Origin of the sequence: Klebsiella sp. CN_Kp104 (genome assembly GCF_040064515.1) — a bacterium.
In the GTDB taxonomy this organism is placed as follows: domain Bacteria; phylum Pseudomonadota; class Gammaproteobacteria; order Enterobacterales; family Enterobacteriaceae; genus Klebsiella; species Klebsiella aerogenes.
Map to the genome: position 1 here is coordinate 1 of NZ_JBEAII010000042.1, position 19,962 is coordinate 19,962.

Here is a 19,962-nt window from a genome sequence, read left to right on the forward strand (position 1 = left end):
TCCATGTCACTTTGAGTGCCCACACAGATTGTCTGATAAATTGTTAAAGAGCAGTGCAACGCGGCTTTCGCTCACCGTTGCGAGGTCCCGTATAATACGTTTTCCTCATTCAGAGTCAAGCGCTTATTTCGCTTTTCTCTGTCGGTTTTCAGCGTCACATTTCGCTACTGAAACCCTGCTGACCTGGCGGCTTGTTTGCCGTTGCTCCGTGTCAGTGGAGGCGCATTATAGGGAGTAATTCTGAAGTGACAAGCATAAATTCAAAAAAACAATTCAAGCGCTCACTTTTCAACCAAATTAACGTTTGAACTTTAATTCTTGCCTGGTTTTTAAACAAAAACGAGCCCAAAGGGCCCGTTTTTGTCGTTTTGTGACTTACTGCACTGCTACGATGCGGTCGTCTTTTACCACCAGCTCGACGGTTTTCCCCGGAACCAGCTCGCCAGACAGGATTTGCTGAGCTAACGGGTTCTCTATCTGTTGCTGGATGGCACGTTTCAATGGACGCGCGCCGTATACCGGGTCGTAGCCATTTTCGCTCAGCAGCTTCAACGCCTCATCGGACATATGCACTTCATAGCCGCGCTCTTCCAGACGTTTATACAAACGCTGCAGTTGGATCTGCGCAATAGAAGCAATATGTTTTTCACCCAACGGATGGAAGACCACCACTTCATCGATACGGTTGATAAACTCCGGACGGAAGCGCTGGCTAACCACGCCAAGCACCAGATCCTTCATATGACCGTAGTCCAGCTCGCCGAAACGTTCCTGGATCAGATCGGAACCGAGGTTTGAGGTCATGATGACAACCGTATTACGGAAGTCGACCGTTCTCCCCTGCCCGTCGGTCAGGCGACCATCGTCAAGCACCTGCAGCAGAATGTTAAATACATCCGGATGCGCTTTTTCCACTTCATCCAACAGGATGACGGAATAAGGACGACGACGGACCGCTTCGGTCAGATAGCCGCCCTCTTCATAACCCACGTATCCCGGAGGCGCACCGACCAGACGCGAGACGGAGTGTTTCTCCATAAATTCGGACATATCGATACGCACCATCGCGTCGTCGCTGTCGAACATGAAGTTAGCCAGCGTTTTGCAAAGCTCGGTTTTACCCACCCCGGTCGGGCCGAGGAACAGGAACGAACCAATAGGCCGGTTCGGGTCAGACAGCCCGGCGCGGCTACGGCGAATGGCGTTGGATACCGCTTCAACCGCTTCATCCTGGCCAATAACGCGGTGATGCAGATCCTGTTCCATACGCAACAGTTTTTCGCGCTCGCTTTCCATCATGCGCGCCACCGGAATACCGGTCCAGCGCGCCAGCACTTCGGCAATCTCGGCATCGGTTACTTTGTTACGTAACAGGCGCATCGTTTTGCCTTCAGACTGGGTGGCTGCCGCCAGCTGTTTTTCCAGCTCCGGAATTTTACCGTATTGCAGTTCGGACATCCGCGCGAGGTCGCCAAGACGTCGTGCTTGTTCGATAGCAATTTTGGCTTGTTCCAGCTCAGCTTTAATAGTCTGCGTACCGGAGAGCGATGCTTTTTCCGCTTTCCACTCTTCTTCCAGCACCGAATACTGGCTTTCTTTGTCCGCCAGCTCTTCATTAAGCATATCGAGACGCTTCAGGCTCGCTTCATCCGCCTCTTTCTTCAGCGCCTGCTGTTCCAGCTTCAACTGGATGATACGGCGATCGAGACGGTCCAGTTCTTCCGGCTTCGAGTCGATCTGCATACGGATGCTGGATGCTGCTTCATCGATAAGGTCGATGGCTTTATCCGGCAACTGACGGTCGGCAATATAGCGATGCGACAGGGTCGCCGCTGCCACGATGGCCGGGTCAGTGATCTGCACGTGGTGGTGCAGTTCATAACGTTCTTTCAGACCGCGCAGTATGGCGATGGTATCTTCTACCGTCGGCTCGGCAACGAACACTTTCTGGAAACGACGTTCCAGCGCGGCGTCTTTTTCAATGTACTGGCGGTATTCGTCAAGGGTGGTGGCGCCGACGCAGTGCAGTTCACCGCGCGCCAGGGCCGGTTTCAGCATGTTGCCGGCATCCATCGCGCCGTCGGCTTTACCCGCGCCGACCATGGTGTGCAGCTCATCGATAAACAGGATAACGTTGCCTTCCTGTTTCGCCAGATCGTTCAGCACGCCTTTCAGACGCTCTTCGAATTCACCGCGATATTTCGCCCCGGCCACCAGCGCGCCCATATCCAGCGCCAATACACGACGGCCTTTCAGCCCTTCTGGTACTTCGCCGTTGACGATACGCTGCGCCAGTCCTTCGACGATTGCCGTTTTACCCACCCCGGGTTCACCAATCAGCACCGGGTTGTTTTTAGTACGGCGCTGAAGTACCTGGATGGTACGACGGATCTCTTCATCACGGCCGATCACCGGGTCCAGTTTGCCTTGTTCGGCACGCTCGGTCAGATCGACGGTAAATTTTTTCAATGCCTGACGTTGGTCTTCGGCACCCTGATCGTTCACGCTTTCACCTCCGCGCATTTGTTCAATCGCCTGAGTCACATTGGCGGTTGTTGCTCCGGCAGATTTCAGCAGGTCGGTCAGCGTACCGCGTGATTCAAGCGCCGCCAGAACGAACAGTTCTGACGAAATAAAGTTATCCTTTCTCTTTTGCGCCAGCTTGTCGCAAAGATTGAGAATACGCACCAGATCCTGAGACGGCTGGACGTCGCCGCCGGTACCTTCTACCTGCGGTAAACGGCTCAGCGCCTGTTCGATTTGGCTGCGTAACGCCACGGCGTTAACACCCGCCGAGGTTAGTAAAGGATGCACCGATCCCCCTTCCTGATTCAGCAAGGCGCTCATTAGATGAAGTGGTTCGATGAATTGGTTGTCGTGCCCGAGTGCTAGCGACTGGGCATCGGCAAGAGCAAGCTGGAATTTATTAGTAAGACGATCCAGACGCATAACTCCTCCCATAAACAGGTCAAATTTGCTACTGGAGATTAAATGAGGTCATCCCTCAATTATTCAAGGTTAAAGACCTGAACTATGTGAAAAATAAGTTTGCCTTCTGGATCGTCTTGATTCTCTAGGTTATATCAGCCAAATGAAACTTGCCATACGACCTGTGGTCTTGTCGCGACGATAAGAGAAAAAATCATCTTTTTCACTTAGAGTGCAACGATCGCCGCCGAAAATCTGCTCCACGCCGACGTTAGCCAGGCGCTGACGAGCCAATTGATAGATATTAGCAAAATATTTTTCACCGGCAGAACGGAAGGCGCTCTGCGCCTGGGCATCTTTGGCGATGAAAGCCTCACGCACTTCCGCACCGACTTCAAACGCCTCAGGGCCAATTGCCGGACCAAGCCAGGCCAGGATATTTTCCGGTTTATCATTAAAGCAGGCGACCGTTTCTTCCAGTACGCCTTCACATAAGCCGCGCCATCCGGCGTGCGCTGCCGCCACCTCGGTTCCGGCGCGGTTACAGAACAGCACCGGCAGGCAGTCCGCGGTCATCACCGCACAAACGGTACCCGGCGTATTACAGTATGACGCATCGGCGCGTTTTGACACGTACGGCCCATCATCCAATTTTAGTACCGTGGTGCCATGCACCTGCTCCAGCCACACCGGATAAGAGGGTAATCCGCCAGCGGCAAACATCCGCCGGCGGTTTTCTTCGACATGCAGGAGATCGTCGCCGCAATGGGCGCCAAGGTTCAACGAGTCATACGGAGGCAGGCTCACGCCACCCACACGGGTAGAACTACAGGCCGCCACGCCTTTCGGCATAGGCCACTGCGGAACAATCAGCTTTGTCATAACCAGTCAATATCGTCCTTATGGGCTTCAAAATCGGCGCGCATGGCGTCGATCAGTTCCACCATATCCTGCGGGATCGGCGCGTGCCATTCCATCTCAATACCGGTAATTGGGTGATACAGACGCAGCATGGTCGCGTGCAATGCCTGGCGATCGAATTTGCGCAGCGCGCTGATGAACTCGTCCGATGCCCCTTTCGGCGGACGCGGGCGGCCGCCGTAAACCTGATCGCCCACCAGCGGATGGGTAATATGCGCCATATGGACGCGGATTTGGTGGGTACGGCCGGTTTCCAGGCGCAGGCGCAAACGGGTGTGGATACGGAAATGTTCCATAATGCGGTAATGGGTCACCGCCGGTTTCCCCATCGGGTGAACCGCCATATGCGTGCGCTTGGTCGGGTGACGGCTGATGGGTTCTTCAACCGTACCGCCAGCGGTCATGTGGCCGATAGCCACCGCCTCATACTCGCGGGTAATTTCGCGCAGCTGCAGTGACTCGACCAGACGCGTTTGCGCCGGAATAGTCTTCGCCACGACCATCAGGCCGGTGGTATCTTTATCCAGACGGTGAACAATACCCGCGCGAGGGACATCGGCAATGGGCGGATAGTAATGCAGCAGCGCATTCAGCACAGTACCGTCAGGGTTGCCCGCACCAGGGTGCACAACCAAATCACGTGGTTTGTTGATGACCAGGATGTCGTCATCTTCATAGACGATATTGAGCGGAATATCCTGCGGTTCAAAACGCACGTCTTCCTCGATCTCAACATCGATAGAGACGGCTTCGCCGCCAAAAACTTTTTCTTTCGGCTTGTCGATGACGTTGCCGTTTACCAGCACGTGCTGGTCAAGGATCCATTCTTTTATCCGCGAACGTGAATAATCCGGGAACAATTCGGCCAAAGCCTGATCTAAGCGTTGACCGAGTTGGTTCTCGGACACCGTTGCGGTGAGTTGTACTCGTTGTGCCATATACAGCTTCTTCGTTTAACGTTGGGTTTTACGGCTTTGCCGTTTAATATAGTGTGCTATTGTAGCTGGTCTTAATCGGGAGCAGGAACAGAGATTCTCCCGCATAAACATTTTGAGGAAGTCAAAACGTCATGACGCGCATGAAATACCTGGTGGCAGCAGCCACACTGAGCCTGGCTTTGGTGGGTTGCTCTGGCTCAAAGGAGGAGGTGCCTGATAATCCGCCGAATGAAATTTACGCGACCGCCCAGCAAAAGTTGCAGGACGGTAACTGGAAACAGGCAATAACGCAACTGGAAGCGTTGGATAATCGCTATCCATTTGGTCCTTACTCCCAACAGGTACAGTTGGACCTGATTTATGCGTATTACAAAAATGCCGATTTGCCGCTGGCCCAGGCCGCAATCGATCGTTTCGCTCGTCTGAATCCTACGCATCCAAACATTGACTATGTCATCTATATGCGCGGCCTGACCAACATGGCCCTTGATGACAGCGCTCTACAGGGCTTCTTCGGCGTCGATCGTTCCGACCGCGACCCGCAGCACGCTCGCGACGCATTCAATGATTTCTCGAAGCTGGTTCGCGGTTATCCGAACAGCCAGTACGCTACAGACGCCTACAAACGTCTGGTGTTCCTGAAAGACCGTCTGGCGAAGTATGAGCTGTCGGTGGTGGATTATTACACCGACCGCGGCGCCTGGGTTGCCGTCGTGAACCGCGTTGACGGTATGCTGCGTAACTACCCGGATACGCAGGCCACTCGCGATGCGCTGCCGAAGATGGAAAACGCCTATCGTCAGATGCAAATGAACGCGCAGGCTGACAAAGTCGCCAAAATCATCGCCGCCAACGGCAAAAACACCTGAGGGTGATAACAGAAAGCAAAACGGCAGCCCCTGGGCTGCCGTTTTTTTATTCAATGAACACCAGCGCTGAAGCGGTTTAGCGCCGAGTTAACTCATCAAATATGGCCCCCTTTCTTCATTTCGACAAGTAAAATCTCATCCGTTCCTGTCCTGTCTCACAAAATGAATTCGTTGACAAAAAGTGACATTTAAATGTGATTTAGATCACACATTTTGACATTAGGCGAGGTATGCTGGGTTCACCAAGACGGGAAAGACAAGAGGTAAAATTTATGACAATGAACATTACCAGTAAACAAATGGAAATTACTCCGGCAATCCGCCAGCATGTCGCAGACCGTCTCGCCAAACTGGATAAGTGGCAAACTCATTTAATCAACCCGCACATCATTCTCTCTAAGGAGCCGCAGGGTTTTATTGCTGACGCAACCATCAATACGCCGAACGGCCATCTGGTTGCCAGCGCGCGTCATGAAGACATGTACGCCGCCATTAACGAATTGATCAACAAGCTGGAACGGCAGCTGAATAAAGTGCAACACAAAGGGGAAGCCCGCCGCGCCGCCACATCGGTGAAAGAGGCAGGCTTTGTGGAAGAAGAAGAGTAATCCTTAACTTAAGTTGTGTCATGCCACGCGCCTTCGGGCGCGTTTTTCGTTTTTTAATTGACAGGATGAAAACAGTACAGGTACTGTAATCCACACTAACCTAAGGAATTCATCGTGAAACGACTCCCGTTCTTCTTCGCATTCTTTTTTACCTTCCCCTGACTGGGAGGCGGTTCGTCGTATAAGAAAGAATGCGAAGACGAATAACAAGGCCTCCCACGCGGGAGGCCTTTTTTATTGATAACAAGAAAGGCAACACAATTATGACCGAGGAAAACCCATTACTGGCCCTGCGCGACAAAATAAGCGCCCTGGATGAAAAACTGCTCGCGCTGCTGGCCGAACGCCGCGGCCTGGCGGTAGAAGTCGGGAAAGCGAAGCTGGAATCGCACCGTCCAGTACGCGATATCGACCGCGAACGCGACCTGCTGGAGCGTTTAATGACGCTTGGCAAAAAGCATCATCTGGACGCCCACTACATTACCCGCCTGTTCCAGCTGATTATTGAAGACTCCGTTCTTACCCAGCAGGCGCTACTGCAGCAGCATCTTAATAAGATTAACCCCCGCTCCGCGCGTATCGCCTTCCTTGGGCCTAAAGGCTCGTATTCACATCTTGCCGCGCGCCAGTACGCCGCGCGTCATTTTGAGCAATTTATCGAAAGCGGCTGCGCGAAATTCGCCGATATCTTTGAGCAGGTCGAAACCGGTCAGGCCGATTACGCCGTCGTGCCGATTGAAAACACCAGCTCCGGCGGGATCAACGATGTGTACGATCTGCTGCAGCATACCAGTCTGTCGATCGTCGGCGAACTGACGCTACCAATCGATCACTGTGTGCTCGTTTCATCCTCAACGGACGCTGATAAGATCGAGACCGTTTATAGCCATCCGCAGCCGTTCCAGCAATGCAGCCAGTATTTAAGCCGCTATCCGCACTGGAAAATCGAGTACACCGAGAGCACCTCAGCGGCGATGGAAAAAGTCGCGCAGGCAAAATCCCCCACCGTTGCCGCGCTGGGTAGCGAGGCCGGCGGCGCGCTGTACGGGCTGCAGGTGCTGGAGCACTGCCAGGCTAACCAGACGCAAAACATCACTCGTTTCCTGGTACTGGCGCGTAAAGCGGTGAACGTATCCGATCAGGTGCCGGCGAAAACGACGTTGTTAATCGCCACCGGCCAACAGGCGGGCGCGCTGGTTGAAGCGCTACTGGTGCTACGTAACCACAACCTGATCATGAGCAAGCTGGAATCGCGCCCCATCCACGGTAACCCGTGGGAAGAGATGTTTTATCTGGATATTCAGGCCAACCTGGAATCCCTTCCCTTACGTAAGGCTTTAAAAGAGCTGGCCGAAATTACCCGTTCGATGAAAGTACTGGGCTGTTACCCGAGCGAAAACGTCGTGCCGGTCGACCCGGCTTAACGTTCAATAAATTGCCGTTTCTTCATCCCTGCCACCGCAACCGGCAGGGTGAAGATGGCGCCGGAAAGCGGATATTGCGCCACTTCGTCGGCGTCCATATTTTCCCGGGTGGTAGTGATGTAGAGCGTTTTCATATCCGCGCCGCCGAAACACACCATCGTGGGGCAACGCACCGGCACGCGATACTCTTCCAGTTGTTCTCCGTTCGGCGAAAAGCGGGCAATCCGCCAGCCGTCAAACATCGCGCTCCAGTAACAGCCTTCTTCATCAACCGCCGCACCGTCAGGGATCCCCTCTCCAGGATGGAAACGACGAAGTACTTCCCGTTTGCCCGGCTCGCCCTGCTCATCCAGCGGCGTGCGGTAAATCACCGCGTTCGGCGTATCGGAGGTATACATCCAGCGCTTATCGTCGCTAAACGCCAGACCATTAGCACCATGAATATCGCACTGCACCACCTTTGGCGTCAGGTCATTATCAATCCGTACCAGCAGCGCGCCATTGTAATCCCCCGGCCCCCAGAAGGTCCCTGCGTAAAAACGGCCATCCCGGTCGGTGCCACCGTCGTTAAAACGCGCGAGATCCGGGTTACTTGGGTTATCACAGATTTTGCGTTGCAGCAGACCACGGGCATCACAAAGCCAGATACCGCTACGTAAGGCGACGATAAAACCGCCCTTCTCGCGTAGAGCAAAACAGCCCACTTCTTCGGGAAATTGCAGAACCTGGTGCTCTTTACTGCGTGTATCGTAGCGGTGAATTTCGCACTCCAGAATATCCGCCCAGTACAGTGCCTGCTCGGCATCGCTCCAGGTTGGGCATTCCGGCAGATGCCCGACGTAATCAAACAGTGGTTGCGGTTGTGCCATCTTTTCATCCCTATAAAAAAAGCCAGCGGGTTACCCCTCTGGCTTTATTGTATACACGTTTAGCGGGTTTACTGTCGATTATCATTCGCCTGGCGCAGCAGCGTGCGGCTTTCGCTCTGGAAGCGCTGGGCGTAATCGCCAAACCAGTGTTCGACTTTACGGAAGCTGTCGATAAACGCCTGCTTATCGCCCTGCTCCAGCAGGCCAATCGCTTCGCCGAAACGCTGGTAGTAACGCTTAATCAATGCCAGATTATTTTCTGACGACATAATGATGTCGGCATACAGCTGTGGGTCCTGGGCAAACAGACGCCCCACCATCGCCAGCTCCAGCCGATAAATCGGCGAAGAGAGCGCCAACAGCTGCTCAAGGCGGACGTTTTCTTCAGCCAGATGCAGGCCATAGGCGAAAGTGGCAAAGTGACGCAACGCCTGAATAAACGCCATGTTCTGGTCGTGCTCAACGGCGCTGATGCGGTGCAGCCGCGCGCCCCAGACCTGAATCTGTTCAAGGAACCACTGGTACGCTTCCGGCTGACGCCCGTCGCAGTAAACCACCACCTGTTTCGCCAGGCTGCCGCTATCCGGACCAAACATCGGGTGCAATCCCAATACCGGGCCGTTATGCGCCGCCAGCATCGCCTGCAGCGGCTCGGCTTTGATGGAAGCCAGATCGACCAGAATGCAATCCGCCGGCAGCGGCGGCAGACGCGAAATCGTCTCTGCTGTGGTATGGATCGGAACGCTGACGATAACCATCCCGGCATCGGCGACAATCTCTGTCGCCCGCGGCCAGTCTTCTTTTTCCAGCACCCGCACCTGATAGCCTGACAGCGTCAGCATCTTCTCAAACAGACGCCCCATCTGCCCGCCGCCGCCAACAATAACCACCGGGCGCAGGTTCGGGTGCAGCGTTTTGAAGCCTTTATCGTTTTCACTTGAATACGATTCGCGCATCACCCGACGCAGGACATCCTCGATAAGATCCGGCGGCACACCGAGCGCCGCCGCCTCTTCCCGGCGGGAAGCCAGCATCGCGGCTTCGCGTTCCGGTACGTAAATCGGCAGGCCATATTTACTCTTAACCTCGCCAACTTCCGCCACCAGCTCCAGACGCTTTGCCAGCAAATCAAGCAGCGCCTTATCCACTTCATCAATTTGATCGCGCAATGCGGTCAGTTCAGCAACCATACAATCCTCTTAACCCAGACGTGCCGCCAGATGAGCGCGCAGATCGCTATCGAGCTCGCGCAGCAGTGCATCGGTAGTTTCCCAGCTGATGCAGGCATCGGTGACGGATACGCCGTACTTCATATCGCAACGGGGCTGCTCAGAAGACTGATTGCCTTCGTGGATATTGCTCTCAATCATCAGGCCAATGATGGAACGGTTGCCATCTTTGATCTGCGCGACGACGGATTCCGCAACCGCCGGCTGACGACGGTAGTCTTTATTGGAATTACCATGACTGCAATCTATCATCAGCGACGGTTTCAGTCCCGCCTGCGCCATCTCTTTTTCGCACTTCTCAACGTCTTCCGGGCCGTAGTTCGGCGCTTTGCCGCCGCGCAGAATGACGTGACCATCCGGATTCCCCTGGGTCTGCAGCAGGCAAACCTGGCCGGCCTGGTTGATGCCAACGAAGCGGTGCGGCATCGCGGCAGCGCGCATGGCGTTGATCGCCGTCGCCAGGCTGCCATCGGTACCGTTTTTAAAACCAACCGGCATCGACAGACCGGATGCCATTTCACGGTGAGTCTGCGATTCAGTGGTACGCGCGCCGATGGCGGACCAGCTGAACAGATCGCCAAGGTACTGTGGGCTATTTGGATCGAGCGCTTCTGTCGCCAGCGGCAGGCCCATATTGACTAAATCAACCAGCAGGCGACGCGCTATCTTGAGACCGCCTTCCACATCAAACGAGCCATCCATGTGCGGATCGTTAATCAACCCTTTCCAGCCAACAGTGGTACGTGGCTTTTCAAAATAGACGCGCATCACCAGGTAGAGGCTATCGCTGACCTCTGCGGCAAGGGCTTTAAATCGACGAGCATATTCGATAGCAGCTTCCGGATCGTGGATTGAGCAAGGACCACAGACCACCAACAGACGCGGATCGCGGCCGGCAATAATGTTGGAAATAGTCTGACGGGAGTGCGCGATCTGCGCTTCCTGCTCCACGGTTAACGGGAATTCGGCTTTCAGCTGATCCGGGGTAATCAGAACTTGTTCATCGGTAATATGTACGTTATTCAGCGCGTCTTTTTGCATGATGGCGATCCTGTATAGCTCGTTTGCGATAGTCGTTGCCTCAGCGGGCATGACGTAACCATACCATATAAAGTAAAGATATCAATCCATATTACGTAAACATTACTTTACAACAGCAAAATAATTGGCACCGGATTGCCAGGAAAGTGTTCATATAAATGTACACATGGCGAAGACTCTTTTTTGCCGCCGCGTTTTATTCATTCCTTTACTAAAATTCCTGGTAAGGATTATCTCAAAGCGGCCGGGGCAGCTAATGACGCTTTTTGCCAATAATGCTATTCTCCGCTCAGGCAACTGCGAACTGCGTTTCCCGTGCAATAACGATTTGACGGACCCGTTAATGAAAGAGTTTTACCGTCTATTTTTGCTTTTCTTTTTGCTCATCGCGGGAGTTCCCGCTTTTGCCGCTGAGACATCTGAGAACGTTCGCGCCATAGTTTCGGGGATTGTGACTTATACGCGCTGGCCAAATTTATCCGGCCCGCCGAAGTTATGCGTTTTTTCCACCTCCCGATATATCCGCAGTTTGGCTCAGGAAGCGCCGGAAAATTTACCTTATCAACCGGTGATAGTTCGAAATTCACAGGAAGCCCTAAAGGCCAGCTGCGACGGTTTGTATTTCGGCAGTGAAACCCCGGATCAGCAGTCTGCATTAACAAAAAAATATGGCTCCCGTCCTCTATTACTCATAGCGGAACAAAATACCGATTGCTCTTTTGGCAGCGCTTTTTGCTTGCTCATAAATGACGATAGGGTGAGGTTTTCCGTTAATCTGGATGTCCTGACGCATAGCGGTGTACGGGTCAATCCGGACGTACTGATGCTTGCCCGGAAGAAATCACATGAATAAGGATTTTTCTCAGGCCCCGCGCCCCACTTTCAAAAACGCGTTACGCCGAATCAGTATGATAAGCGTAGTGATTTCGATGACGCTGGTCTGGCTTTTGCTCAGCGCCGCCTCCGTCATTACGTTAAAACAGTACGCGCAAAAAAATCTTGAGCTCACCGCGGCAACCATGGGCCGCAGCCTCGAAGCGGCACTGGTTTTTGGCGATGCCACCGCCGCAGAAGATACGCTGGCGACGCTTGGCAGACAGGGGCAATTTTCCGAAGCCACGCTTCTGGACAGCCATCAGCGTCATTTCGCCGACTGGCGTAATGACGCCTTAGTTAAAAACGAAAAATTCAGTGGTTATATTAGTAAATGGCTGTTTCCTGAACCGACTGTCCAGCCAATCTGGCATCAGGGGAAAATAATCGGTGAGCTTCGTCTGAAGGCGCTCGATCGGTTAATCAGTCATTTTCTCGGTACTTCGCTGATCGTTTTGACCGGCAGTATTCTGCTGGCGTCCGTTATCGCCTTGATGCTTACCCATTCTCTGCATCGCGGTATTGTCGCCGCGCTGCAAAGTATTACCGAAGTGGTACATGATATCCGCGAAAACCGCCATTTCTCGCGCCGTGTACCGGAAGAACGTATTGAGGAATTCCATCTCTTTGCCCAGGACTTCAATAGCCTGCTGGGAGAAATGGAGGATTGGCAGCGTCAACTGCAGGCTAAAAATGCGCAACTGCTGCGCAGCTCGTTGCATGATCCACTAACGGGATTGGCGAATCGCGCGGCGTTTCGCAACGTCATCGGTAAGCTAATGGACGATGACGCGGCACGTCATAGTTCGGCGCTGCTGTTTCTTGACGGCGATAATTTCAAACTCATTAACGATAACTGGGGGCACGCTGCCGGCGATAAAGTCCTTATTGAGGTCGCCAGCCGCCTGATGGCATTCGTTGGCGACCAACATCAGGCATGGCGTCTGGGCGGCGATGAATTCGCCATTTTACTGCACGATGTGCATACCGAAACCGAAGTCCAGGCGCTTTGCGCAACGCTGTCCGAACAGTTTCTTCAGCCATTCAACCTCCACAATGGCCACACGGCAACGCTCTCTTTGAGTATTGGCTATGCTTTGACCTGGGAACACACCTCGGTGGAGGAGCTGCAGGAACTGGCCGATCAGAATATGTATCGGATGAAAAACCAGCGTTTTCATCACACACAAAAATAAGAAGGAATGACTATGCTCAGGCAATTTATTGCGCCCACTCTTCTGGCTGCTTTTCTCCTCACTGGGTGCCAGGCGCCAGGTAAGTTCTCGAAAGAACAGGTCGCAGCAATGAAGTCTTACGGCTTTACCGAAGCCGCCGGTGATTGGTCCTTAGGTTTGTCTGACAGCATTCTGTTTGACAAAAACGACTATCGCCTGCGTCCCGACAGCCAGCAGCAAATCCACAGTATGGCCGCACGGTTAGCTGAAACCGGTATTACCCATAGCCGTCTTGAAGGTCATACCGATAACTACGGCGAAGACAGCTACAACGAAGCGCTGTCATTAAAGCGCGCCAACAGCGTGGCGGATGCCTGGGCTGAAGGCGCGAAAATTCCGCGCAGTAATTTAACCACCCGCGGATTAGGTAAAAAGTACCCCATCGCCAGCAACAATACCGCGGCAGGCCGTGCTGAAAACCGCCGTGTTACCGTGGTGATCAGCACGCCTTAAGCGCGTTAGTCTACCGACTTAACCAGCCTCATCGCTGAAGCCGCGCGCCAGCGCAGGTAATCAACCACGAGGCACGCCGCGAGGCTGACGCCCATCAGCGGCACCGCCAGCCCGAGCAGGAGCGCTATTAACAGCGCAAGCGCCCGGGCAGCGACACTTAGTCCCAGCCACGCTTGCACCAACGTTTGTGCAGGATTAAACGCACTCTGCGCCGGACGGCGGATCCACCACAGGCGATAGCCGACGATGATCATGACGCACAGGGCCAACCCGAATGCCACCAACAGCAACTGGTTCGCCAACCCGAACAGTATTCCCATATGAAAATCGACGCCCCAACGGGTCAGCTTTGCCATCAGCGGGAAATCGCTAAAGCGGGTACGATCCACGACTTGTAACGTCTCGCCATCGATGGCCACAGCATCGACCCGCGTCGGCCAACTACGGTCAATTTCATTCACCGTCCACGCCATCCCCGCGCTTTTTGGCGGCCGGATCTCCAGCTTGCTGGCCGTCAGCCCTGCGGCCTGCGCCACCTGTAATACGCTATCGAACCGATCCGCAGTCACTTTCATCTGTGGCTCATCCATTGCCATATGCGCCATGTGGTGCCCGGCGTGCGGATCGGGCGGCATCGCCTCCCCGCCATGAAGTTGCGTATTGACCTGCGGCGTTAGCCAGCCAAACGCGGCGCGCATCTTATCGACGTTACCGCCCGCCCACTGCGACCAGGTTAAGCCGGTGGCGGAAAACAGTAACATGCCGACCAGTAACATCCAGCCCAGCGTCACGTGCAGACGTCGGGTATTTTGCAGCCGATTGTGTATCCGCCGCTTCGGACGGGTCATCGCCCATAGCGCAATACCGCCCAACGCCGCAACCCACATCCAGGAGGCCGCCAGTTCGCTGTACAGTCTGCCACCGTCGCCCAACAGCAAGGATTTATGCGCGTAATCAATCCACTGGCGCAGCGGTAAAATACCGCTGGTACCGTAAACCGTCAGATCGCCTTTGACCCGTAGCGTCACCGGGTCAACAAAAATAGCCCGGTTTTCTGATTCCCCCAGCCGCGGGTCGGCAAACATCACCCGCGTCGTTTCGCCGGCGGTAATACCCGGGCGCACGGCCTGCAGGCGGAGGTTGTTTTGCGTAGCCTCTTTGGCGACGGCAATTTGCGCGCTAAGCGGCTGTCTTTCGCCGTTGAGCGAGCCCTGTAAGGCCTCATGGTACAGCCAGTTTTCCAGTTGCGGCGTGGCGACATACAGCGTACCGGTCAAGGCCGCGACAAAGATAAATGGTCCAATAAACAGACCAATATAGAAATGGAGGCGCCGCAGCAGGTTTAACCATGCCGCGCGCGAGGTGCAGGTTGTCATACTCTTCCTTTTTTAAAGCAAAAGAGGTCGTTGCGCAGTACGCAGATTCATTTTTATTAAAGGGAAAAAGCAGACAGCCGCGGCGGCGCGCGGGTTTCAGGGTAGAGCCAGGGGAAGTAGTGCCAGTGTTTTAATACCGGGCGAGAAGCCGGCAGGCGAATGCGCCGCAGGATCATGGCGAAGAACAGCGCCAGCGCGAACAAAAGCCCCGGTACGTGCGCTAATAGCACGCAATAGCCGCAGGCTTCGGCGTGATCGACCGGCATGCTATGCGCCGGCTGCGACGCGCTGTCAGCGCCGTGCATCATTACCATCTCATATCCGGACATCCCATCATGAGACTCGCCCATCGGCATAGCATGATGCATGCCCGGCATTACGCTCATGGGATCTTTCTGCAGCGAAACGGAGATCAGCGGCGCCACCACGATCAGCAGGATCGCAAACAGCGCCAGCCAGGAGGCCCGCCGTTGCAATGCTGATTGTGAGAAAATAGTGCCGTTCACCGCCCCTCCGAAATCCGGGCGATATTGTAATTGATTTACATCAAAATAGTTAAAATTTAGATAAAAAAAGGGCCAGCCATCTGGCCAGCCCTTTCTATCAGGATGTCGCGAAAGCGAATCTTAGTTAAGACGCTCTTTGATACGAGCAGACTTACCGGTACGCTCACGCAGGTAGTACAGTTTAGCTTTACGTACAGCACCACGACGTTTAACAGCAATGCTGTCAACTACCGGAGAGTGAGTCTGGAAGACACGCTCAACGCCTTCGCCGTTGGAAATTTTACGAACAGTGAATGCAGAGTGCAGACCGCGGTTACGAATAGCGATAACCACGCCCTCGAATGCCTGCAGACGTTTTTTGGAACCTTCAACAACCCATACTTTCACTTCCACGGTATCACCCGGACGGAAGGAAGGTACGTCCTGCTTCATCTGTTCTTGTTCAAGTTGCTTAATAATGTTGCTCATAATTTAATCTCTTATCCTGGGTAAACTGATATTGGGGGCTCACGCCTGCCCATCATGTTTATGCTGCTGTTGCGCGTGTTCGCTTTTGAACTGCGCCAGCAACTTTGCTTGCTCTTCAGTCAGAGCCAGGTTTTCCAGAAGTTCAGGTCTTCTAAGCCAGGTGCGGCCCAGCGACTGCTTCAGACGCCAGCGACGTATCTCAGCATGGTTCCCCGACAGCAATACTGGCGGTACTTCCATCTCTTCTAACACTTCAGGACGGGTATAGTGCGGGCAATCCAGCAACCCATCAGCAAAGGAATCTTCCGTTGCTGATGCTTCATGTCCCAGTACTCCCGGAATGAACCGGGAAACGGAGTCAATCAGCGTCATTGCCGGTAACTCACCACCGCTGAGAACGTAATCGCCGATTGACCATTCTTCGTCAATTTCGGTTTGGATTACGCGCTCGTCTATCCCTTCGTAGCGACCGCACACCAGAATCAGTTTCTGATTCGTTGCCAGTTCGCTGACGCCCGCTTGATCAAGCTTGCGTCCCTGAGGTGACAGATAAATCACCTTTGCGCCTTCACCTGCCGCGGCTTTTGCTGCATGAATGGCATCCCGTAAGGGTTGAACCATCATTAGCATCCCCGGTCCGCCGCCGTAAGGACGATCGTCCACGGTACGGTGCCGGTCATGAGCGAAGTCGCGAGGACTCCAGCTTTCGATGCTCAGCAGGCCATTTTTTACTGCCCGGCCAGTTACCCCGTAATCGGTAATTGCGCGGAACATTTCAGGAAACAGGCTAATTATGCCAATCCACATAGCGCCGTCTTTTACCGTTTATCCGGAGAATTTAAAAACCAGGATCCCAATCTACTTCGATAGTACGAGTAGCGAGATCGACTTTCTTGATAACCTGCCCATCGAGGAACGGAACCAACCGCTCCTTGATGCCAAATGCATCTTTCAGGTTTGCCTTGATGACGAGAACGTCATTCGACCCGGTTTCCATCATATCAATGACTTTACCCAGGCTATAGCCTTCGGTGGTAACTACCTGGCAACCCATCAGGTCTTTCCAGTAATAGTCGCCCTCTTCCAGCGCCGGCAGCTGCGATGAATCAACGATAATTTCGCAATTAGTCAGGAGATTCGCCGCATCACGATCGTCAATGCCTTTCAGCTTGATGATGATGTCCTGATTGTGGTGGCGCCAGCTTTCCAGCTCAACAACCTGCCACTGACCCGCCTTCTGGATTAACCAGGGCTGATAGTCAAAAATGCTTTCAGCGTCTTCGGTGGAGGAAAACACTCTGAGCCAACCACGGATACCGTAGGAAGAACCCATTTTCCCCAATACAATCGGATCAACAGGTGCTTGTGCGGTGTGTTGCTTGCTCATCATGACCACCGTGACAGATTAAGCTGCTTTGTTAGCGGCTTTGATCAGCGCGGCAACGCGATCGGAAACAGTAGCGCCCTGGCCAACCCAGTGAGCGATACGATCCAGATCCAGGCGGGTGCCTTCTTCTTTCTCGGTAGCGATCGGGTTGAAGAAGCCAACGCGCTCGATGAAGCGACCGTTGCGTGCATTACGGCTGTCGGTGACAACAACCTGGTAGAACGGACGCTTTTTAGCGCCGTGACGTGCTAAACGAATAGTTACCATAACATCCTCTTGTGTGAATAAAACAACCGGGCCCCATCGAGGAACGGAGCCCGGTGTCATATTAAAAGCCCGAAAATTTTACTGATTTCTGTGCAAAAATCAATTCAAAACTACATACGCTAAATAATTCGAGTTGCAGGAAGGCGGCAAGTGAGTAAATCCCCGGGAGCGTACACAAGTACGTGACCGGGGTGAACGAACGCAGCCAACGCATCTGCGGCTTGAATTATGACGCGTATTAGCGGCCTGGGAATCCTGGCGGCATCATCCCTTTCATCCCGCGCATCATCTTCATCATGCCGCCTTTCGACTTCATCTTCTTCATCATGCGCTGCATGTCGTCGAACTGCTTCAGCAAGCGGTTCACGTCCTGCACCTGCATCCCGCAACCGGCGGCGATACGGCGTTTACGCGAACCTTTGATGATTTCCGGCTTGGCGCGCTCTTTCATCGTCATCGAGTTGATGATCGCTTCCATACGCACCAGCACTTTGTCGTCCATCTGCGCTTTCACGTTATCGGGAATTTGCCCCATGCCCGGCAGTTTGCCCATCAGGCTGGCCATGCCGCCCATATTTTTCATCTGGCGCAGTTGCTCAAGAAAGTCGGTCAGGTCGAAACCGTCGCCTTTCTTCAGCTTGGATGCCAGTTTCTCGGCCTGCGCGCGGTCAACTTTGCTCTCGATATCTTCGATAAGCGACAGCACGTCGCCCATGCCGAGAATACGGGAAGCGATACGGTCCGGGTGGAACGGCTCCAGCGCTTCGGTTTTCTCGCCGACGCCGAGGAATTTAATCGGCTTGCCGGTGATATGACGAATCGACAGCGCCGCACCGCCGCGGGCGTCGCCGTCTACTTTGGTCAGCACCACGCCAGTCAAAGGCAGCGCTTCGTTAAAGGCCTTCGCGGTATTCGCCGCATCCTGACCGGTCATCGCATCGACGACGAACAGTGTCTCAACCGGATTAATCGCGGCGTGAACCTGTTTGATTTCGTCCATCATCGCTTCATCGACGTGCAGACGGCCGGCGGTATCCACCAGCAGCACGTCGTAGAATTTAAGCTTCGCTTCTTTCAGCGCCGCGTTGACGATATCAACTGGCTTCTGGCCAACGTCGGACGGGAAGAAATCCACGCCGACCTGCTCTGCCAGCGTTTCCAGCTGTTTAATCGCCGCCGGGCGGTATACATCCGCGGAAACGACCAGCACTTTTTTCTTGTGCTTCTCGCGCAGGAATTTACCCAGCTTACCGACGCTGGTCGTTTTACCCGCACCCTGCAGGCCCGCCATCAGGACGACGGCCGGCGGCTGCGCGGCTAAATCCAGCGTCTGGTTTTCTTCGCCCATCGCCGCAACCAGCTCGTTGCGGACAATCTTGACGAACTCCTGACCTGGCGTCAGGCTTTTATTGACTTCATGGCCTACCGCGCTCTCTTTGACGCGGCTGATGAAATCACGCACCACCGGAAGCGCGACGTCGGCCTCCAGCAGCGCCATGCGCACTTCGCGCAGGGTGTCTTTAATGTTGTCTTCGGTAAGGCGTCCGCGGCCGCTAATGTTGCGCAGCGTACGCGACAAACGATCGGTTAAATTATCAAACATTGTCTCTCGCCTGAGGTGGAAACGGTCGGTCGCCGCAGCGACACAAAAATACGAATTTGGCGCAGTATAACACGACATAAACCTGAATGTGCTGCAACGGTTGGAGCAGACGTCGCGTGACGCTATACTGCTTCTCTTTCTTATTTAGTCAACAGTCGACGCTCCTATGCCTGTGTTTGCTCTACTTGCCCTTGTCGCCTACTCCATCAGCCTTGCGCTGATCATCCCTGGCCTGCTGCAAAAAAACAGCAGCTGGCGGCGGATGGCGATTCTCTCCGCGACGATAGCGCTGATTTGCCACGCCTTCGCGCTGGAGTCACGTATTTTCCCCGGCGGCGAAGGTGGGCAAAATCTCAGCTTACTTAACGTCGGCTCGCTGGTCAGCCTGATGATCTGTACGGTGATGACCATCGTCGCCTCGCGTAATCGCGGCTGGTTATTGTTACCGATCGTATACGCTTTCGCGCTGATCAACCTCGCCTTCGCCACCTTCGTGCCTAACGAGTACATCACCCACCTCGAAACCACCCCGGGGATGTTGGTGCATATCGGCCTGTCGCTCTTTGCCTACGCCACGCTTATCATCGCCGCGCTGTACGCGCTGCAGCTGGCGTGGATTGACTACCAGCTTAAAAATAAAAAGCTGGCTTTCAGCAGCGAAATGCCGCCGCTGATGAGTATTGAGCGTAAAATGTTTCATATCACCCAGGTTGGCGTCGTGCTGCTGACCCTGACGCTGTGCACCGGGTTGTTCTATATGCACAACCTGTTTAATACCGAAAATATTGATAAAGCGGTGCTGTCTATCGTGGCCTGGTTTGTCTATATCGTACTGCTGTGGGGGCACTACCACGAAGGCTGGCGCGGCCGCCGAGTGGTCTGGTTTAACGTCGCCGGAGCCGGGCTGCTGACCCTGGCTTATTTTGGCAGCCGCGTCCTGCAGCAGTTTGTTAGTTAAAGACTAAGG

The 19,962-nt window shown here is 54.0% G+C and carries 21 protein-coding genes and 1 other annotated feature; of the genes, 8 read left to right on the forward strand and 13 right to left on the reverse strand.

The window, feature by feature from the left end; all coding sequences use genetic code 11:
- Positions 1-375: 375 nt before the first annotated feature.
- The 3 genes from clpB to rluD form a co-directional block, all read right to left on the reverse strand.
- Positions 376-2,949, reverse strand: a complete 2,574-nt coding sequence (gene clpB, locus ABLU80_RS21615) for an ATP-dependent chaperone ClpB (protein WP_015703191.1) — start codon at positions 2,947-2,949, stop codon at positions 376-378.
- A 129-nt stretch (positions 2,950-3,078) separates the two neighbouring features.
- Positions 3,079-3,810, reverse strand: coding sequence for a purine nucleoside phosphorylase YfiH (gene yfiH, locus ABLU80_RS21620; RefSeq protein WP_063446903.1), 732 nt, complete (start codon positions 3,808-3,810; stop codon positions 3,079-3,081).
- Positions 3,807-4,787 (reverse strand): 23S rRNA pseudouridine(1911/1915/1917) synthase RluD, encoded by a 981-nt coding sequence (gene rluD, locus ABLU80_RS21625; protein WP_348850460.1) that lies wholly within the window; start codon positions 4,785-4,787, stop codon positions 3,807-3,809. Before rluD ends, yfiH begins: the two co-directional genes overlap by 4 nt.
- 131 nt (positions 4,788-4,918) lie before the next feature.
- On the opposite strand from rluD, the gene bamD reads away from it, so the two are divergent.
- From bamD to pheA, 4 genes are all read left to right on the forward strand, one after another.
- Positions 4,919-5,656: an outer membrane protein assembly factor BamD gene (bamD, locus tag ABLU80_RS21630; protein WP_015370268.1), complete on the forward strand. Its 738-nt coding sequence runs from the start codon at positions 4,919-4,921 to the stop codon at positions 5,654-5,656.
- A gap of 272 nt (positions 5,657-5,928) precedes the next feature.
- Positions 5,929-6,264 (forward strand): ribosome-associated translation inhibitor RaiA, encoded by a 336-nt coding sequence (gene raiA, locus ABLU80_RS21635; RefSeq protein ID WP_002914111.1) that lies wholly within the window; start codon positions 5,929-5,931, stop codon positions 6,262-6,264.
- A 113-nt stretch (positions 6,265-6,377) separates the two neighbouring features.
- Positions 6,378-6,502, forward strand: a sequence feature (Phe leader region).
- Positions 6,379-6,426, forward strand: coding sequence for a pheA operon leader peptide PheL (gene pheL, locus ABLU80_RS21640; RefSeq protein WP_100279143.1), 48 nt, complete (start codon positions 6,379-6,381; stop codon positions 6,424-6,426). Its footprint overlaps the feature before it by 48 nt.
- Positions 6,503-6,527: 25 nt before the next feature.
- Positions 6,528-7,688, forward strand: a complete 1,161-nt coding sequence (pheA, locus tag ABLU80_RS21645; RefSeq protein WP_015370267.1) for a bifunctional chorismate mutase/prephenate dehydratase — start codon at positions 6,528-6,530, stop codon at positions 7,686-7,688.
- On the opposite strand, the gene ABLU80_RS21650 is transcribed toward pheA, so the two are convergent.
- The 3 genes from ABLU80_RS21650 to aroF form a co-directional block, all read right to left on the reverse strand.
- On the reverse strand, positions 7,685-8,557 hold the full coding sequence (locus ABLU80_RS21650) for an SMP-30/gluconolactonase/LRE family protein (protein WP_015370266.1): 873 nt from the start codon (positions 8,555-8,557) through the stop codon (positions 7,685-7,687). The genes pheA and ABLU80_RS21650 overlap by 4 nt on opposite strands.
- Positions 8,558-8,625: 68 nt before the next feature.
- A complete protein-coding gene (gene tyrA, locus ABLU80_RS21655) occupies positions 8,626-9,747 on the reverse strand; it encodes a bifunctional chorismate mutase/prephenate dehydrogenase (RefSeq protein ID WP_015703194.1) in 1,122 nt (373 codons plus the stop codon).
- Between the two features lie 9 nt (positions 9,748-9,756).
- Positions 9,757-10,827 (reverse strand): 3-deoxy-7-phosphoheptulonate synthase AroF, encoded by a 1,071-nt coding sequence (aroF, locus tag ABLU80_RS21660; RefSeq protein WP_042893249.1) that lies wholly within the window; start codon positions 10,825-10,827, stop codon positions 9,757-9,759.
- A 343-nt stretch (positions 10,828-11,170) separates the two neighbouring features.
- On the opposite strand from aroF, the gene ABLU80_RS21665 reads away from it, so the two are divergent.
- Genes ABLU80_RS21665 through ABLU80_RS21675 form a run of 3 tightly spaced genes read left to right on the forward strand, consistent with a single transcriptional unit; the run spans position 11,171 to position 13,388 of the window.
- Positions 11,171-11,680 (forward strand): YfiR family protein, encoded by a 510-nt coding sequence (locus tag ABLU80_RS21665; RefSeq protein WP_026612240.1) that lies wholly within the window; start codon positions 11,171-11,173, stop codon positions 11,678-11,680.
- On the forward strand, positions 11,673-12,896 hold the full coding sequence (dgcN, locus tag ABLU80_RS21670; RefSeq protein ID WP_015370262.1) for a diguanylate cyclase DgcN: 1,224 nt from the start codon (positions 11,673-11,675) through the stop codon (positions 12,894-12,896). The genes ABLU80_RS21665 and dgcN overlap by 8 nt, the downstream gene beginning before the upstream one ends.
- 12 nt (positions 12,897-12,908) lie before the next feature.
- The gene (locus ABLU80_RS21675) at positions 12,909-13,388 is read left to right on the forward strand and encodes an OmpA family protein (protein WP_015370261.1); all 480 of its coding nucleotides are present in this window, start codon (positions 12,909-12,911) and stop codon (positions 13,386-13,388) included.
- Positions 13,389-13,393: 5 nt separating this feature from the next.
- Here ABLU80_RS21675 and ABLU80_RS21680 read toward each other — a convergent pair whose 3' ends face one another.
- From ABLU80_RS21680 to ffh, 7 genes are all read right to left on the reverse strand, one after another.
- Positions 13,394-14,764 (reverse strand): PepSY-associated TM helix domain-containing protein, encoded by a 1,371-nt coding sequence (locus ABLU80_RS21680; protein ID WP_015703197.1) that lies wholly within the window; start codon positions 14,762-14,764, stop codon positions 13,394-13,396.
- A 56-nt stretch (positions 14,765-14,820) separates the two neighbouring features.
- The gene (locus tag ABLU80_RS21685) at positions 14,821-15,270 is read right to left on the reverse strand and encodes a DUF2946 domain-containing protein (RefSeq protein WP_348850461.1); all 450 of its coding nucleotides are present in this window, start codon (positions 15,268-15,270) and stop codon (positions 14,821-14,823) included.
- A gap of 120 nt (positions 15,271-15,390) precedes the next feature.
- A complete protein-coding gene (gene rplS / locus ABLU80_RS21690; RefSeq protein WP_002914145.1) occupies positions 15,391-15,738 on the reverse strand; it encodes a 50S ribosomal protein L19 in 348 nt (115 codons plus the stop codon).
- A gap of 39 nt (positions 15,739-15,777) precedes the next feature.
- Positions 15,778-16,545: a tRNA (guanosine(37)-N1)-methyltransferase TrmD gene (gene trmD / locus ABLU80_RS21695; RefSeq protein ID WP_008806092.1), complete on the reverse strand. Its 768-nt coding sequence runs from the start codon at positions 16,543-16,545 to the stop codon at positions 15,778-15,780.
- Between the two features lie 31 nt (positions 16,546-16,576).
- On the reverse strand, positions 16,577-17,125 hold the full coding sequence (rimM, locus tag ABLU80_RS21700; protein WP_015703198.1) for a ribosome maturation factor RimM: 549 nt from the start codon (positions 17,123-17,125) through the stop codon (positions 16,577-16,579).
- An 18-nt stretch (positions 17,126-17,143) separates the two neighbouring features.
- Positions 17,144-17,392 carry a 30S ribosomal protein S16 gene (gene rpsP, locus ABLU80_RS21705; RefSeq protein ID WP_015370257.1) on the reverse strand — a complete coding sequence of 83 codons (249 nt, stop codon included), beginning with the start codon at positions 17,390-17,392 and terminating at the stop codon, positions 17,144-17,146.
- A 238-nt stretch (positions 17,393-17,630) separates the two neighbouring features.
- Positions 17,631-18,995, reverse strand: coding sequence for a signal recognition particle protein (ffh, locus tag ABLU80_RS21710; protein WP_020078159.1), 1,365 nt, complete (start codon positions 18,993-18,995; stop codon positions 17,631-17,633).
- A gap of 166 nt (positions 18,996-19,161) precedes the next feature.
- On the opposite strand from ffh, the gene ABLU80_RS21715 reads away from it, so the two are divergent.
- On the forward strand, positions 19,162-19,953 hold the full coding sequence (locus ABLU80_RS21715) for an inner membrane protein YpjD (protein ID WP_015703199.1): 792 nt from the start codon (positions 19,162-19,164) through the stop codon (positions 19,951-19,953).
- Positions 19,954-19,962 lie beyond the last annotated feature (9 nt).